Origin of the sequence: Burkholderia gladioli, from assembly GCF_000959725.1 — a bacterium.
In the GTDB taxonomy this organism is placed as follows: Bacteria; Pseudomonadota; Gammaproteobacteria; order Burkholderiales; family Burkholderiaceae; genus Burkholderia; species Burkholderia gladioli.
The window spans coordinates 627471-643435 of sequence record NZ_CP009322.1 but is presented as its reverse complement, the minus strand read 5'-3'; the positions used below and the strand labels follow the sequence as shown (position 1 = coordinate 643435).

The following is a 15965-nucleotide window of genomic DNA, read 5'->3' as shown; positions in this document are numbered from 1 at the left end:
TGGCGGCCAGGGCGGTGGCCTGGGCGCACGGCGACGGGATTTTGGCGGCCGGCGGGCTCGCCTCTCGCGGATCGGCCCGGGATTCTCTACACTGAGGAATGTATCCGGCCCGATTCCACATCGGGCCGCGCCAGCCCCGAGCAGAACAGCAAACCGCCCCGGAACCCGAGAGAGCCGCACCTGCCCACGATGCGCACCGTGCCGAGCAAGTCATCCGCCGAACCCGTGCCGCTCGCCAAGCCGGCGGCGCCGGCCATCCCGCCCTTCCTTCGCGAGATCTGCGAGCGCCTGATCGCCCAGCGGCGCGAGGACGAACTGCTGCCCTGGGCCGACCGCGCCCTGCTGATCGACCCGCTCGCGCTCGACTTCGTGGAGATGCGCGCGCTGGCGCTCTCGCTGGGTGGCCTGCACCGCGAAGCCGCCGAGATGCTGCGCCGCCACCAGGATGGCCTGCGCTCGCGCCGCCGCGATTTCGAGAGCTGGCTCGGCTACGAACTGTGCATGGCGGGCGATCCCGAGGCCGGCGCGGCGCGGCTCGACGAGGCCCGGCGGCAGGCCGTCGCCGCCGGCGACACCGCCATCGCCAGCCTGGCCGCCCATCGCCTGGGCGACGCGCAGCTCAGGCAGGGCAAGCCGCAGGGTTTCGCCAACTGGCTCCATCGCAACGAGGATCCGAATTCGAGCGGCAGCTACCGCCCCGCGAGCCTGCCGACCTGGAACGGCGGCGATCCCTCGGGCCGGCGCGTGCTCGTCACCCACCAGCTCGGTTTCGGCGATCAGCTACTGATGCTGGCGGCCGCGCGCGACTGGCTGCAGGCCGGCGCGCGCCTGATGATCAGTTGCGACAAGCCGCTGCTGCCGCTGCTGCGCGCCTCCCTGCCCGAGTGCCGCGTGATCGATGCGCCGCGCCCGCTGACGCAGGCCGAACCCTGGCCCGATGACGAGGCGCTGCGCCGCGAATTCGAGGTCTTCGCTCCCGACCTGCATGCCACCCTGCTGCACCTGCCCCTGCTCGACGCGGCCCGAGCGCAGCCGCGCGGCCGCTTCGAGCCCTATCTGCGCGTGCCGCCCGAGCGCGCGCGCGACGCCGCGCTGTGGGCCCGGCGGATGCGCGCCGCCGCGCCGGGCCGCAAGCTGGTCGGCCTCTGCTACGACTGCGCGCATCGCCACCGGCCCGAGCTGGGCAGCACGATCCGCTGCTGGGCCGGCCTGCGCAGCCTGCCGCGCGTCGAGATCGAGCGGCTGGTGGCGCATCCCGCGCTGGCCGAGCGCATTCAATTCGTCAGCCTGCACCACCCGAGCGGCGAGGCGCTGGCCGGCGGGCTGCCGCGCGGCATGCGCCACTACGCGCCCGATATCGAGGATTTCGCCGATACCGCCGCCTGCATCCAGGAACTCGACGCGGTGATCGCCGTCGATTCGGCGGTCGCCAACCTGGCCGCGCTGCTGGGCGCGCGCACCTGCGTGCCGCTCAACCAGGCCGGCGACTGGCGCTGGGGCAGCCGCGGGCGCGATACGCCCTGGCTGCCGGGCGTAACCGTGCTGCGCCAGCGCGAGACCGGCCACTGGGCGCCGGTGTTCGAGGAGATCGTGAACTGGCTGCGCGACGAGGTGATCTGAGCCGGCAGCCGCGGCTGGGCTGAAACGCGCAGCGGCGCGCGAGCGTTTCGATACGCGCGCGCAGGCACCGGAAGGCGCCGCGGCGGCGCCCGGCCGCCTTACTTCGAACTGGACAGCCGCAGCTTGCGGGTCAGCACCGCGCCCGTCTTCGTATTGACCAGCCACACCGCCTGCACCTGCGCATGTAGCGTCGAGGTGCGGGTGGTGATGTCGGTCGGCTCCTCGTTGCTCGGGTCGCTGTGTTCGCTGCGCTCGCTCAGGTAGGGCGGCGCCAGCTCGGCCAGCAGCACGATCGCGAAGCCGCCGTCGTCGCCGGCGGCGGCGAAGTCGGACGGCGCGACGCTCACCTGGGCGCGCACCGCCGTCTGCCTGGCCTTGCCCGGATCCATCTCGATGATGTCGATGTGCTGGATATAGCCCTTGGCCTTGGCCTCGGCGGCCACCACCAGCCGCCGTCCGCGCGGCCCGCTGATGGCCTTCCTGAGCAGGATCGTGTCGGGCGTCGCCTCGCTGGAGAGGTCGAGATCGACGCTCAGTTGGTGCCGCTTCGCGCGATAGAGAATGCCGTAGCTCACCGGGATCACGAAGCGCAGCGTGCGATCGAGCCCGAGCGGCTTGAGCGCCGGTTCGTCGGTAGGCTGCCTGGCCACGGCGTGCAGCCATTCGCGGGCGTGTTCCTTCAGCGAGGGTTTGCCGGTATCGAGCTTCGCCTTGGCGAGCGCGTCGCGCACCGCCAGCGCGTCATCGCCGACGAAGGGCTGCGCGCCGGCAGGACGGGCGGCAGAGGACGCCGGGGAAGCGGCCGGCTCGGACGACGCGGCCGAATCCTGCGCGGCGGCATGCGCCAGGGCCGGCAGGCAGACGCAAGCGCAGGCGCAGACGGCCAGCAGACGGGGCAGGAAGGACGGGATGGCTGGCACGATACGGCTTGACTCTGGAAACGGGGCGCCAATGATAGCGTGGCCGGGCGCCCGATCGGCCCTTGCGGGAAGGCGGCGTCGGCCGGCCCCCGCCTCACTTCGATTCGACGCGCGCCTTGCCGTCGTGCGGGCCGAGTTCGCGCGTCGGCCAGTCGGTCCAGCCGTCGGGGCGCCTGGCCTGGTGCGCCTCGTTGAGCGGGTAGCGGATCCGGTTGTCGTCCTTGGCGGGCTCGCCGATCACCATCAGGCGCACCTCCTCGGCCGTGTTGTTGAGGAAGCTGTGGCAGATGCCGGTGCCCGCCGGGAAGGCGACCGCATCGCCGGGTTCGAGCCGATGCAGATGGCCGTCGATCCAGGCATCGGGCGTGCCTTCCAGCACATAGACGAACTCCTCCTCGGTGCTTTCCGCGTGCGGGTAGGACGTCCGCCGCCCCGGCAGCAGGCGCACGTGATGAATGCCGATGCGCTCGAGGCCGAGCTTGCGCGCGAGCGGCGCGCCAATCCCCATCAATTCGCTGTCGCCGGGGTAGTGCTGGTCGTCGGCACCTTCGAGTTCGGTCCAGTGCTTGATGAATTCAGGGCGTGACATCGTGGGGCTCCAGTGGGCGGGAGGCCCACATGACACCATGCGCGAGCCGCCCTGTCCATCGGCAACCGCCTCGTCAGCTCAGGCGCGGGCCAGCAGGATCGCCTTGCGGCCCTCGGGCGCCTCCAGCGCCATCGCCTGCTCGACGTGCTCGTAGGCGAAAGCCTCGCCGAGCCGCGTGCGGAACACCGGATCGCCGATCACCGCCTCCAGCGCGCGCAAGGCGGCCGCCAGCCGTTGCGGCTCACGCACCGTGGCGCTCTCGAAATTGCTGAAGCGGCGGAGGGTGAGGTCCTTCATCATCAGCAGCGAGGTCGGGATCGAGAACGGCGCCGCGCGATCGAGGAAGCCGTAGGCGTAGAGCGTCGAATGCATCGGCAGGGCCGGCACGAGCGCGCTCGCCAGCGCGCCGCCGACGCCGTCGAACACGGCCGTGGCGCCGAGCGTCTCGGCCAGCGGCGCGAGCGTGTCGACCAAGCCCTCCCCGGCCGCGACCACATGCGGCTCGCCTTCGCGGCGCAGCGCCTCGGCCGCCTCGGCATGACGCACCAGCAGGATCGCCGGCAGCTTGCGGGCCCGCGCCAGCGCGCCGAGCGCGCGCCCGGTGGCCGAATTGCCGGCCGTGACGATCACGCCGCGATGGCCGGCCGCGACGATTTCCTCCAGGAACGCATGGGCCGTCATCACGTTCACCAGCGAGCCGCAGTAATCGCGCGCGCGCACCGTCTGCGGCAGGATCAGGCAGCTCGTCCAGGGCACCTGCGCCTGCTCGCTCCAGAGCCCGATGGTCTCGGCGCTGCGCGTGAGCGACCGGTAGATCGCCACCTGCCTGCCGAGGTAGTCGGCCGGCACGCCGGCGCCGATCGCGCGCACCGTGCCCGCGCCCGACGCCCCCCACACGCCCTGGCCGACGGCAGGCAGCCCGGCGCCCGCGGCGTTCGGCAGGCGCAGGAAGGTCTTGTCGCCGTGATTGATCGCCGAGGCCTCCATGTCGACCAGCAAATGGCCCGGCGCCGCCTCGGCCGGGCTGGGGATGTCGCGGACTTCCAGGGTCCGCTCGGGGGTCACGCAAATCGCCTTCATCGATGCCGCTCCTGTTCCTGGTGGGTGGCGCGTGCCTTGGCCGGCACGACGAACCCGTAGCCTGGGCCTTTTCATCGATTGCGAAAACGTCGCCCGGCGACATATCATCGATTCCACTCTGGAATAGATCACCGCCCCCCATGGACCGTCTCGATGCGATACGCCTGTTCGTCCGCCTCGTCGAACGCGGCAGCTTCTCCGCCGTCGGGCGCGAGGAAGGCATCGGCCAGCCGGCCGTCAGCAAGCAGATCGCGGCGCTCGAACGCCACCTGGGCGCGCAATTACTGCTGCGTACCTCGCGCCGCATTGCCGTCACCGATGCCGGCCAGGCTTTCTACGAATCGGCGCGGCAACTGGTGGAGGATTTCGATGCGGTGGAATCCTCGGTCGGCGAGCGCCAGCAGTCGCCGCGCGGGCTGGTCCGGCTCAATACCGCGCCGGGTCACGGCCGGCTCTGGATCACGCCGCGCCTGCCCGAGTTCTTCGCGCGCCATCCGGAGGTTTCGGTCGAGCTGTCGGTATCGGAGCGCAACGTGGACCTGGTCGGCCAGGGCATCGACCTGGCCATCCGCCACGGCAAGCTGGTCGATTCCTCGCTGATCGCCCGCCGGCTCGGCGAGACCGCGCTGGTGCTCGCCGCCAGCCGCGACTACCTCGCCGCGCACGGCACGCCCGTGCGCCTCGACGATCTCGACGCGCATCGTTGCATCGTGTTCTCGCGCGATCGCGAGCCTTATCCCTGGGCCTTGCGGGTCGGGCGCGAGGCGCTGTCCTACCGGCCGCGCGGCTCGCTGCTGACCGGCGACGCGGAACACGTGCGCGCGGCCGTGGTGAACGGGCTCGGCATCTCGCAGGCGCCGCTGTGGCTGCTGGAGGACGAGATCCGCGCCGGCCGCGTGCAGGTGCTGCTGCCCAGGCTGCAACCGGAACCCCTGCCGATCCACCTCGTGCATGCCGCCGGCCGGCGCGTGCCGATGCGCGTGCGCGTGCTGATCGACTTCCTGGTGGAGATCTTCGCGAGCGACGAACGCGCGAGGCGCTGAAGCCGGCGGCGTGACGGCGCCCCGTCGTGATCATGCCGGCCGATGACCAGCCCGCCGCTGCCGGAGCCGTTCATCGAGGCATGACCGCGTCCTCCGCGATTCCCGCCTGATCCAGGCTTCGCCGCTGCCCGTCCATTGTTATCATCCACGCTGATGACAGCGGCCGATGCGCCGCACGGGAGCCGTCCGCCATGGAACTGAAACACCTCGGTGCCTTCGTCGCGCTCGCCGACGAACTGCATTTCGGCCGCGCCGCCGAGCGGCTGTGCATCGTGCAGCCGGCCCTGAGCATGCAGATCAAGACGCTCGAGACCGGCCTCGGCGTGCGCCTGTTCGACCGCGACCGCCACAAGGTCGCGCTGACCGAGGCGGGCCGCCTGTTCCTGCCCGAGGCGCGCGCCACGCTCGAGCAGGCCGCGCGCGCGGCGCAGGTGGCGCGGCTCTCGGCGCAGGGCGAGATCGGCACGCTGCGGCTCGGTTTCGTCTCCTCGGTGCTGCCGCAACTGCTGCCGACGCTGATCCGCACCATGCACGCGCGCTACCCGCGCATCGCGCTGGAGCTGAAGGACATGCCCACTCCCGACCAGATCGCGGCGCTGCACGGCGGCACGCTCGACTTCGGCCTGGCGCGCCTGCCGATCGCGGCCAGCGGGCTGAACTCGCGGGTGGTGATGGAGGAATCCTTCGTGGTGGCGGTGCCGGCCTCGCATCCGTTCGCGCGCCGGCGCCGCATCGAGCCGGCCGCGCTGCGCGGCCAGCCCGCCTTCGTGCTGGCGCGCCGCTACGCGCCCGGCTTCTTCGACGCGCTGCTGGTCGCGCTCGGCGCGCAGCAGGTCACGCTCGACATCGCGCGCGAGCTCGGCGAATACACCACCATGCTGGCGCTGGTGGCCGCCGGCCTCGGCATCGGCCTGATCCCGGCCGAGGCGGCCGCCGCCGTGCCGCACAACGTGGTGGCGCTGCCGCTCGCGCTGCCCAGCTATCGCGCCCCGCTCGGCCTGATCTGGCTCGACGACGGCAGCGTCCTCAAGCGCGTGTTCGTCGAGGTGGTCGAGCAGTGCGTGGCGAACGGCTGGCAGGCCTGAACCACGCGCGGCGCGCGGCGCGTGGTTTACGGATCCGCCCGCACTTTTTACGCGGGATTTACGCGCGGCCCGCTACGCTGATGTCGTCCTCCCTACCCGTTCCGGGTCAACGACCATCGCATGCGCCATATCCAGGCTGTCTCGCCCTCGCTGCAACGCTCCCCTTCCCCCTCGATCCGCGTGCCCCGGCCGGCCCAGGCCGTGGTGCGGATCGCCCTCACGCGGCACGACCGCGACGCGCAGCTCGCCACCCTGCTGCGCTCGCCGCTGGCCAGCCACCTGGTCGAGGCCCGGCCCACGCGCCGCGCGATCCACCTGAGCCTGGTCACCGCGCCCGACGACATGCACGCGCTGCTCGACCTGCTGATGGCGACGCTCGACGAAGCGACCATCGGCACCATCACGCGCTCGCTGCTGGCCGCGCCCGCCGCTTCGTCGATCCGCCGGGAGCACTGACATGCTCAAAGGCATCTGGGTCCCGCTGGTCACGCCGCTGCGCGCCGGCCGCGTCGATCTCGACGCGCTGCGCGCGCTGGCCGCCGCCTATCTCGACAGCGGCATCGCCGGCTTCGTCGCGCTCGGCACCACGGCCGAGGCGGCGCTGCTGAGCGAGGTCGAGCGCGCCGCGGCGCTGCAGGCGATCCTCGACGTGGCGGCCGGCCGACTGCCGGTGTTCGTCGGCGTGGGCGGCTTCGACACGCGCGCCTTCCTCGAGGAGATCGATCGTCTCGAACGATGGGAGGTGGCCGGCTACCTGGTCTCGCCGCCGGCCTATCTGTGCCCGAACCAGGCCGGCGTGCTCTGGCACTTCGGCCAGGTCGCGCTGCATACGCGACGGCCGGTGATGCTCTACGACGTGCCCCATCGCACCGGCGTGACGATCGAGCCGTCGACGGTGCGCCAGCTCACGCGTCACCTCAACATCGTCGGGATCAAGGAATGCGTGCCCGCGCATTTCGATGCGCTCGACAGCCTGCCGCTGGACGTGCTGTGCGGCACCGACGGCGCGTTTCTCGACTGCCTGGCCGCGGGCGGCTCGGGCGGCGTGCTGGCCAGCGCGCATGTCGGCGCGGACCTGTTCGTGGAAGTGCAGCGCCTGTACGAGGTCGGCCGCGTGACCGAGGCGCAGACGCTGTTCGACGCGATGCAGCCGGCGATCCGCCTGCTGTTCTCGGCGCCGAACCCGGCCGCGATCAAGGCCATGCTGGCTTTCTCGCACGACATGACGGCCGAGGTGCGCATGCCGATCACGCCGGCCTCGCCGCAACTGGTGGCCGAGCTGCGGCGCGTGCACGGCACGCTGGAGCGGCTGCGCGCCGAATGGCTGACGGCGCCGGCCGCCAGCCCGCTGCACTGAGCACCGCCAACGCGAACGGGGCGGCGGGATCGGCCCGCCGCCACCCCGCCCGACGCGCCGGGCGGCTTCGCGCTTGCGCGGGCCTTCGCGGGCCCGCGCGCCCTTAGCGGATCACGCGCGTGACGCCGCGCCCGCGCGGATCGGCGGCCGCCTCGGGCGACTTGCCGTCGACCCGGATCACCTGGATGTCGCCGCTGAAATCCTGCCCCTTCAGCGTGTAGCCCTTGGCCTCGATCTGCTGGGCCAGCTCGCCGGTGATCGGGTGATACGGCTCCCAGAAGATCGTGTTCGGCGGCAGCAGCTGGTGATGGAAGCGGAACGCGCCGACCGCCTCCTTGAGCGGCATGCCGAAGTCGTAGACGTTGGTGATCACCTGGAAGATCGAGGTGAAGATGCGCGAGCCGCCCGGCGTGCCGATCACCAGCGAGACCTTGCCGTCCTTGGTGAGGATGGTCGGCGACATCGACGACAGCGGCCGCTTCTTCGGCTCGATCGCGTTCGCGTCGCTGCCCACCACGCCGAACATGTTGGCCACGCCGGGCTTGGCCGAGAAGTCGTCCATCTCGTCGTTGAGCACGATGCCGGTGCCCTCGGCCACCACGCCCGAGCCGAAATAGCCGTTGATGGTGTAGGTGTTCGACACCGCGTTGCCCCACTTGTCGATCACCGAGAAGTGCGTGGTTTCCGCCTTCTCCGGCATCGAGGTGCCGAGCCCCGGCTGCACGCTCTTGGTGTCGGACGGCGTGTCGGGGTTGACCTCGGCCGCGCGCTTGGCGAGATAGGCGTCGTCGGTCAGTTGCGCGACCGGCACCTTGTAGAAGTCCGGATCGCCGAGGTACTGGGCGCGATCGGCGAACACGCGCTTCTCGATCTCGGCCACCAGATGCACGTACTGCGCCGAGTTCAGCGGCACGCCCTTGAAGTCGGCCGCGCGATCCTCCTTCATCTTCAGCAACTGCACCAGGCCCACCCCGCCCGAGCTCGGCGGCGGCGCCGTGATCACGCGGTAGCCGTTCCAGTTGGCCTCCACCGGCTGCCGCCAGACGGCCTTGTACTGCGCCAGGTCCTCGGTGGTGATCAGGCCGTTGCCGGGCTGCATCGCGGCGGCGATCTTCTCGGCGGTCGGTCCTTCATAGAAACCCTTGGCGCCCTGCGAGGCGATCCGCTGCAGCACCGCGGCCAGGTCCGGCTGCTTGAAGTTGGTGCCGGCCTTCATGCCGGCGAAGAACTTGTCGAAGTTGGTCTTGCCGTCGAACTCCTTGGACGCGTCGACGCCGCGCTGGGCCAGTTGCTCGTCCACCACGAAGCCGTCCTTCGCGTAGTGGATGGCCGGCGCCAGCACCTGCTGCCACTTCAGCTTGCCGAAGCGCTTCTGCGCCTCCCACATGCCGGCCACCGTGCCGGGCACGCCCACCGCGCGCGGCCCGTACAGGCTCATGCCCTTGATCACGTTGCCATCGCGGTCGAGGTACATGTCCTTGGTGGCGGCCAGCGGCGCGCGCTCGCGATAGTCCAGGAAGTAGGGCTTGCCGTCGACATAGAGCGTCATGAATCCGCCGCCGCCGATGTTGCCGGCCTCCGGATAGGTCACGGCCAGCGTGAACGCGATCGCCACCGCCGCGTCCACCGCATTGCCGCCCTGCTTGAAGATCTTCTCGGCCGCATCGGCGCTGTACTTGTCGGCGACCGCCACCGCCGAGCCAGTTAGTTGCGCGTGCAACGAAGACTTGGCGAGCGCCGGCGCATTGGGAACGAAGCCGGCAACCGCGACGCCGACACAGGCCGCGAGCACGGAAATCCTGACACGATGGAACGAAACGATCATTGCGCATCCCTCACGAGGTTGCCCTGGCGGGCTGAAAAGTAAGGCCGTCCCGCCGCTTATAGCATGGTCCGACACTCGAAAAAAATGCGCCGAGTGCCGATGGTGCAATGCAACTTTCGATGCGCGAGCCCGGCCCCGCGCGGGTTCCGAGCCGTTAGATGCAATTGCTGCGCGCAGAGAAATATTCCGTCGCAGATGCGCCATATCGCGTGTCGATCTGAGATGATGGCGCCCCAGAATTTTTGCAGCGCAACCTCGCGATCGCCTCCCGCATGGCCTCACACAATGCCCATCACGCCACCGGCTGGGCCGCCGGCCTGATCGCCGCCGCGCTCGTCTGGCAGGCGGGCGCCGCCGGGCCCTGGCACGTCGGCAGCTTCGCCGCGTTCGCGGCCGGCGTGGCCGGCGGCACGGCGCCCGACTGGCTGGAGGTGGCATGGTGGTCGCGCAAGCGCCGGCTGTGGATCAAGCATCGCACCGCCACGCACTGGGGCCTGGGATGGATCGCCCTGCTGTGGTTCGCCGATCGCTCGCTTAGCGCGCTGCATCCCTGGGCGCCGCCGCTGTTCGGCTTCGCCTGCGGCGGGCTCATGCATCTGCTGGCGGATTGGCCGAATCCGCTCGGCGTGCCGTGGATCCTGCAGCGGCATTCGCTGAACTGGTGGAAGAGCGGGCGCTGCGACCTGATCGTCGTCGCGGCGGCCTGGATCGGCGCGCTGTGGGTCGCGCAGGCGGCCTGGCAGCGCGATGCGCTGCTCGAGCACTGGCTGCATTGGTTGAGGATGGCCTGAGGCCGAGGGGCTCGGCGATGGCGAGGCTGCCGTCGGCGAGCGCCGTGCCGGACATGGCCCATGCCGGCCTCGCATCGCGCGAGGATCAGCGCCGCAACGACAAGCCCGACATGGCCGATTCGCATCGATCATGTCGGCCTGCACGCGCCACCCTACCTCACCGCCCCCCTGCCACCGCCTGCCGCTGGAACGCGGCGATCCGCTGCCACATCCCGGCCGGATTCGAATACATCGGGAAATGGCCGCAGCGCGGAATCTCGGCCAGCGTCACGCCGCGCGCCTCGATTGCGTCCAGGTAGGACAGCGAGGCGTTCTGCTCGCCGTACATGAACATGGTCGGGCATGGCAGGCCCACGAAGCGCGTCATCAGCCCGCCGTGATCCGACAGCTCGACCATCGAGCGGAAGATGCCCGGCACCGCCTCGGCCCGCACCTTGTGGCGCAGGCTGCTCGCATAGAGCGCGCCGGCATAGGCCGGCGCATGGCGCGCACGCTCGATGAAATCGTCGAAGAACCGACGCGCGTCGGCGCGCGGATGCTCGACGATCTGCCGGCTCAGGAAACAATCCTCCGGCGCGATATTGCCCTCGATGTCGACGAAGCTGATCACGCGCCCGGGGCAGCGATCGGCCAGCATCAACGCGGTCAGGCCGCCCATCGAATGCCCGACCAGGTGAAAGCGCGCGAACCCGGCACGATCGAGCATCGCCAGCGCCGTCTCGACCAGGAACGGGATCGAGGGCTTGCCCAGGTCGGCGCAGAAGGTCTCGCCGCAACCCGGCGCGTCGTAGGCGAGGAACGGCTGCCCATCGAAGGCGCGATCCAGCACGAGATCCGCGTAGTCCTCCTTGGTCGAACCGAAGCCGTGCAGGAACAGGATCGGCTCCCGTTGCCCGTCGCGATGGAGCGCGGCGATCTCGAGCGCGGTGCCGTCGATCTCGAAGGCCCATCGCGACGATTGGAATGTCTGTTGCATCGAATCTCCTCCTTGCATGCCTGCCTGGATGTGGCGGCTCAGTCCGACAGCGAAGCGCAGAATCCGGCGATCGCCTCGCAGGCCCGCGCGAGCGAGGCGTCGTCGAGCGCGTAGGCGATCCGGATCGCCGGCCCCAGGCCGAAGGCGCTGCCGTGCACGGTCGCGATGCCCGCTTCGTCGAGCAGCGCGTCGACCACCGCCTCGTCGCTGTCGAGCCGCGTGCCGCGCGGCGTGGTCCTGCCGATCAGCCCGGCGCAGGACGCGAAGGCGTAGAACGCGCCTTGCGGCCGAGCGCAGGCGAGCCCCGGCGCCGCGTCCAGCCGCGCCACGACCAGATCGCGCCGCCGCTGGAACACGCCGCGCGTTTGCACGATGAAGTCCTGCGGGCCACTGAGCGCCGCCAGCGCCGCGTGCTGCGAGATCGAGCAGGCGCCCGAGGTCTGCTGCCCCTGCAGGGTCTCCATCGCCTCGATCAGCCAGGCCGGCCCAGTGCAGAAGCCGATCCGCCAGCCGGTCATCGCATAGGCCTTGGACACGCCGTTCATGGTCAGCACGCGCTCGCGCAGGCGCGGCGCGAGCGCGGCCAGCGTCGCGAATTCGACACCGTCGAAGACCAGGTGCTCGTAGATGTCGTCGGACAGCACCAGCACCTGCGGATGCGCGAGCAGCACGTCGGCCAGCGCCTCCAGTTCCTCGCGCCGATAGACGGCGCCGGTCGGGTTCGACGGCGAATTCAGGATCAGCCAGCGCGTGCGCGGCGTGATGGCGGCATGCAGCGCGGCCGGCGTCAGCTTGTAGCCCTGTTCGGCCCCGCAAGGCACGATCACCGGCCGGCCGCCGCACAACTGCACCATCTCCGGATAACTGACCCAGTAGGGCGCGGGCACGATCACCTCGTCGCCTTCGTTCAGCGTGGCGGCCAGCGCGTTGTGGATCACCTGCTTGCCACCGTTGCCGACCAGGGTCTGGCGCCAGTGCGTGTCGAGCCCGTTCTCGCGCGCGAATTTCGCGGCGATCGCCTCGCGCAGCGCGCGCAGGCCCGCCACCTGCGTGTAGCGCGTGTGGCCGGCGCGGATCGCCTCGATCGCCGCCTCGCGCACATGGGCCGGCGTATCGAAATCGGGCTCGCCGGCGCAGAGCGAGACGATCGACGCGCCGCTGGCGCGCCGTGCCGCGACGCGGTCCATCACGCGATAGGTCGCCGACGGCCGGGCCTGGGCGAGATGACGATTGAGGCGGTCGTGGCGCATCGGTTCCGGCTTCATCGCGCGGCCCTCCATTGCGACAGGCCGAGCGGGTCCAGCGCGTCGGACACGGCGGGCGTGTCGAGCCCGGCGAAGCAGGCCACCAGTTCGCGATCCTCGGGACAAGCGCCCCTGGCGCGTTGCGGATTCGTCATCGATCTCTCCTCGAATGAAAAGGCGGCTCAGGACGCGCGGATCGCCTCGAATTGCTGGTCGTGCATCACCTCGGCCACCGAGCGGCCGGCGCGCACCGCGGCGACCATGCCGTCCTGGCGCCGCACGATGTGCTCGCCCAGCGACAGCACCGCCTCGATGTGCGCGGCCGGCACGAACACGCTGCCGCAGCGGTCGGCGATCACGTAGTCGTCCTGCTCGACGGTGACGCCGGCCATCTTCACCGGCTTGCCCGCGTCGAGCTGCACCACGCGGTTGCGCGCGCTGATCATGGTCACGCCGCGGCCGTAGACGGGATAGCCGATCGCCTCGCTGCCCTCGATGTCGCGGCTCGCGCCGTCGATGATCGAACCGCGCACGCGCTTCATGCTGGCGGCATTGGCGAGGATGTCGCCCCAGCAGGAAATGCCCTCCAGGCCGCCCGCGATCACCAGGATGCGCTCGTCGCTGTCGATCGCCTCGACCACCGGCGTGATCAGGTGCAGGCCCGGCGCCGCGTCGGTCTTCGGGCCGAGTTGCACCGTGCTGGCGCGGCCGACGATCTTCGGGCAGTCCCACAGCGGGCGCAGGCCGTAGGTGGCGCCCGGCAGGCCGAGGAAATCGAGCGCGTCGGAAACGGTATTGGTGTCGAGCGAGGCAAGACGGTCGAGCAGGCTGGCGGCGGACATGGCGGCGGTTCCCTGGAAAGGTCCACATCCTCGCGGATCGCCGCTGATATGGCCAATCGCGGTTTCGTATCTGCCTGATACGATTTCCGGATCAGCGCGGGCGGCTCGCCTGCCCTGCCCCGGCGCGATAATCGGCGAAGCCTTCGCGCCCTTTCTTCCCTTCTCGTCACCGCCAGGAACCGCCCGATGAACCCGAGCCTCGATTTCCGCCTGATCCGCCAGCTCTGGATGTTTCTCGCCGTGGCCGAGGAGAAACATTTCGGCCGGGCCGCGGCGCGCCTGAACATGTCCCAGCCGCCGCTGACCGAGCAGATCAAGGTGCTGGAGCAGTCGCTGAAGCTGCAGTTGTTCGAACGCTCGCGGCGCGGCACGCAGCTGAGCCCCGCCGGCGCGGCGATCCTGCCGGCCGTGAGGCAGTTCGCCGACCAGGTGGAACGGCTCGAGCGCGTGGTGCGCGAGGTGGCGGCCGGGCAATCGGGCGTTCTGCAGGTGGGGGCGATCACCTCGGCTATGCTCGACACGGTGCCCGCCGCGCTGGCCGCGCTCAAGCGCTCGCATCCGCAGGTGAGCGTGTTCGTGCGCGAGATCGACAGCGCCGAGGCGGTGCCGGCGCTCGAATCCGGCGAGCTCGACCTCGCCTTCGTGCGGCTCGAGGGCGAGCTCGGCGCCTCGCGCATCGCCACCTTGCCGCTGGCCGAGGACCGGCTCGCCGTGGCGCTGCCGAAGACGCATCCGCTCGCCGCGCTGTCGCGCGTGCGGCTGCGCTCGCTGGCCGACGAAGCGCTGGTGATGTCGGCGCGGCAGGTCAGCCCGGTGTATTTCGACCGGCTGGTGGCCGAGTGCCGTTCACACGGCTTCGCGCCGCGCGTCCTGCACGAGGTGCGCTCGGTGGCTTCGCAGGTGGCCTATGTCAGTTGCGGCCAGGGCGTCGCGCTGGTGCCGGCCTCGATGCGCCGGCTGGCGCCGGACAACGTGGTGGTGCGTCCGCTCAAGGAGCGCGTGATGGTGGTGACGGCCGCGCTCGCCTGGGATGCGAGCCGGCATCATCCGATGGTGGAGGCGATGCGGGAATGGGCGGAAAGGACGGGCGCGAAGGTGGGGACGGCCGAGCGAGCCGCTGATGGGACGAGAGGAAGGCTTGCGAAGCGGAAGGCCGTGGCGAACGGCTAGGGAGTGAACGCCCGGGCTTCGGTTGGCTGCGGCGCGGGCGCTGGCATGAATGCGGCCGGAGCGAAAGCCAGGCCGGCCCGCGCCCCCCGCTTCAGCGCTGGCGCGTTGCGCGCTTGGCCGAGGCCGGCGCGGCGCCGCGGCGCTTGGCGGCAGGCTTTGCCGCGTCAGGCTCGGTCCGAGCCGGCGCCACCACCGCCTCGGCTTCGTCGTCGGGTTCGCTGCCGCTTCGATCGAGCGCGAAGGCCGCGCGATCCCGTCCCTTGATCCAGGCCGGCTCCCGACCAATGCCGCTCCAGGTGCGGCCCGAGACGGGATCCCAGTACTTCGGGGCGCGCTGCCGGCGCGGCGCCGCAATCGCATCGCCGAAGATATCGCGCGGCGTCAGGCCGAACAGGCGCACGCACTCGCGGATATCGGCCAGCACGCCGGCGGCCGCGGTTCTTTTCTCGTCGTCGAGTTGCTGCTGGATGGTGGCGATCCGCTGCTTGAACTGCTCGAATTTCTCGATCACGGGCTGGGCTCCTTCGACAGGCATCGAGGCGCCGGCCGCATTGCGGGCCGGCACCGCCAAAACCGACGAATGGTAGACATATCGCTCCACGAGCGATATCGGACGGGACTGATATTGCATAGGACCGCCCCCATGCATCCGACCCTGCCCTGCCCGGCCCTGATGGCTCCCGCGAGGCGCCGGCCGCGCTCAGCGGCTCTGCGCGGCGACCTTGAGCCCGAGCCCGATCAGCATGCCGCCGATCAGCTTGCCCTGCAGGCGGCGCAGCAGCGGCAGCCTGCCGAGCACATGGCGCAGCGGCCGCAGCGTGAGCACCAGCAACGAGGTATAGAGCGCGCCGAACACCGCGAACAGCAGGCCCAGCTCGATGAACTGCGCGAAGGCATGGCCGCGCTCGGGATGGACGAACTGCGGCAGGAAGGCGATGAAGAACAGCGCCGTCTTGGGGTTGAGCAGCTCGGTGAGGATCGCCTGCAGGCAGGCCCGCCCTGGCGTGACGCCGGCCAGCTCGGGCAGCCGCGTGTCGGCCGCGGGCGCGCGCCATGCGCGCCAGCCCAGGTAGAACAGGTAGGCCGCGCCCACGTACTTGACCGCGTTGAAGGCCAGCGCGGAAGTCATCAGCAGCGCCGAAAGGCCCGCCGCCGCCGCGAGGGTGTGGACGAAATCGCCGATCGCCACGCCGATGCTGGTCATCACGCCGGCGCGCCGGCCGCCCTGAGCGGTGCGCGAGAGCACCAGCAGCACGGCCGGCCCCGGCACCAGGAACAGGCCGAACATGATCACGATGAAGGTACCGAGCGTCGACAGGTCAAGCACTTGCGCCTCCGGGGCGGAGTTCGGCCGCCCCCGGCGGGACGGTGGCGCGGCGGACGCGCGGCCTCGATTGTAAGGCCGCGCAGGCCATCGCGCGGC

The 15965-nt window shown here is 70.8% G+C and carries 17 protein-coding genes; 7 read left to right on the top strand and 10 right to left on the bottom strand.

What is annotated here, in order from left to right:
* Positions 1 to 198 precede the first annotated feature (198 nt).
* Positions 199 to 1620: a glycosyltransferase family 9 protein gene (locus BM43_RS03670; protein ID WP_174490200.1), complete on the top strand. Its 1422-nt coding sequence runs from the start codon at positions 199 to 201 to the stop codon at positions 1618 to 1620.
* Between the two features lie 98 nt (positions 1621 to 1718).
* On the opposite strand, the gene BM43_RS03665 is transcribed toward BM43_RS03670, so the two are convergent.
* The 3 genes from BM43_RS03665 to BM43_RS03655 all read right to left on the bottom strand — a co-directional run bounded on the left by BM43_RS03665 (position 1719) and on the right by BM43_RS03655 (position 4209).
* Complete coding sequence (locus tag BM43_RS03665; RefSeq protein WP_036056819.1) at positions 1719 to 2540, bottom strand: hypothetical protein; 822 nt, start codon at positions 2538 to 2540, stop codon at positions 1719 to 1721.
* A gap of 94 nt (positions 2541 to 2634) precedes the next feature.
* Complete coding sequence (locus tag BM43_RS03660) at positions 2635 to 3129, bottom strand: cupin domain-containing protein (protein ID WP_013689767.1); 495 nt, start codon at positions 3127 to 3129, stop codon at positions 2635 to 2637.
* Positions 3130 to 3207: 78 nt separating this feature from the next.
* Complete coding sequence (locus tag BM43_RS03655) at positions 3208 to 4209, bottom strand: MDR/zinc-dependent alcohol dehydrogenase-like family protein (RefSeq protein WP_036056820.1); 1002 nt, start codon at positions 4207 to 4209, stop codon at positions 3208 to 3210.
* Positions 4210 to 4349: 140 nt separating this feature from the next.
* On the opposite strand from BM43_RS03655, the gene BM43_RS03650 reads away from it, so the two are divergent.
* The 4 genes from BM43_RS03650 (at position 4350) to BM43_RS03635 (ending at position 7694) form a co-directional block, all read left to right on the top strand.
* Positions 4350 to 5252: a LysR family transcriptional regulator gene (locus BM43_RS03650; protein ID WP_036056821.1), complete on the top strand. Its 903-nt coding sequence runs from the start codon at positions 4350 to 4352 to the stop codon at positions 5250 to 5252.
* A gap of 191 nt (positions 5253 to 5443) precedes the next feature.
* On the top strand, positions 5444 to 6337 hold the full coding sequence (locus BM43_RS03645) for a LysR family transcriptional regulator (RefSeq protein ID WP_036056822.1): 894 nt from the start codon (positions 5444 to 5446) through the stop codon (positions 6335 to 6337).
* Between the two features lie 120 nt (positions 6338 to 6457).
* A complete protein-coding gene (locus BM43_RS03640) occupies positions 6458 to 6793 on the top strand; it encodes a hypothetical protein (protein WP_052409276.1) in 336 nt (111 codons plus the stop codon).
* 1 nt (position 6794) lies between these two features.
* A complete protein-coding gene (locus BM43_RS03635; protein WP_036056823.1) occupies positions 6795 to 7694 on the top strand; it encodes a dihydrodipicolinate synthase family protein in 900 nt (299 codons plus the stop codon).
* 103 nt (positions 7695 to 7797) lie between these two features.
* Here BM43_RS03635 and ggt read toward each other — a convergent pair whose 3' ends face one another.
* On the bottom strand, positions 7798 to 9519 hold the full coding sequence (gene ggt, locus BM43_RS03630) for a gamma-glutamyltransferase (protein WP_088555559.1): 1722 nt from the start codon (positions 9517 to 9519) through the stop codon (positions 7798 to 7800).
* Between the two features lie 272 nt (positions 9520 to 9791).
* On the opposite strand from ggt, the gene BM43_RS03625 reads away from it, so the two are divergent.
* Positions 9792 to 10310, top strand: a complete 519-nt coding sequence (locus tag BM43_RS03625) for a metal-dependent hydrolase (protein ID WP_036035152.1) — start codon at positions 9792 to 9794, stop codon at positions 10308 to 10310.
* 157 nt (positions 10311 to 10467) lie between these two features.
* Here the strand turns inward: BM43_RS03625 and BM43_RS03620 are convergent, their stop codons facing one another.
* From BM43_RS03620 to BM43_RS03610, 4 genes are read right to left on the bottom strand one after another with little or no spacing between them, the layout of a single operon-like run.
* A complete protein-coding gene (locus BM43_RS03620) occupies positions 10468 to 11286 on the bottom strand; it encodes an alpha/beta fold hydrolase (protein ID WP_042286264.1) in 819 nt (272 codons plus the stop codon).
* Positions 11287 to 11324: 38 nt separating this feature from the next.
* Positions 11325 to 12551, bottom strand: a complete 1227-nt coding sequence (locus BM43_RS03615; RefSeq protein ID WP_230676450.1) for a pyridoxal phosphate-dependent aminotransferase — start codon at positions 12549 to 12551, stop codon at positions 11325 to 11327.
* Positions 12548 to 12685, bottom strand: coding sequence for a hypothetical protein (locus BM43_RS40140; protein WP_230676451.1), 138 nt, complete (start codon positions 12683 to 12685; stop codon positions 12548 to 12550). The genes BM43_RS03615 and BM43_RS40140 overlap by 4 nt, the downstream gene beginning before the upstream one ends.
* A 27-nt stretch (positions 12686 to 12712) precedes the next feature.
* Entirely contained in the window at positions 12713 to 13372 is a 660-nt protein-coding gene (locus BM43_RS03610) for an RraA family protein (RefSeq protein ID WP_036056825.1), read from the bottom strand.
* 186 nt (positions 13373 to 13558) lie between these two features.
* Between BM43_RS03610 and BM43_RS03605 the strand changes: the two genes are divergently transcribed.
* A complete protein-coding gene (locus BM43_RS03605; RefSeq protein ID WP_080742246.1) occupies positions 13559 to 14542 on the top strand; it encodes a LysR substrate-binding domain-containing protein in 984 nt (327 codons plus the stop codon).
* Between the two features lie 91 nt (positions 14543 to 14633).
* Here BM43_RS03605 and BM43_RS03600 read toward each other — a convergent pair whose 3' ends face one another.
* A complete protein-coding gene (locus BM43_RS03600; RefSeq protein ID WP_036057393.1) occupies positions 14634 to 15053 on the bottom strand; it encodes an H-NS histone family protein in 420 nt (139 codons plus the stop codon).
* Positions 15054 to 15242: 189 nt separating this feature from the next.
* Entirely contained in the window at positions 15243 to 15869 is a 627-nt protein-coding gene (locus BM43_RS03595) for a LysE family translocator (protein ID WP_036056828.1), read from the bottom strand.
* Positions 15870 to 15965 lie beyond the last annotated feature (96 nt).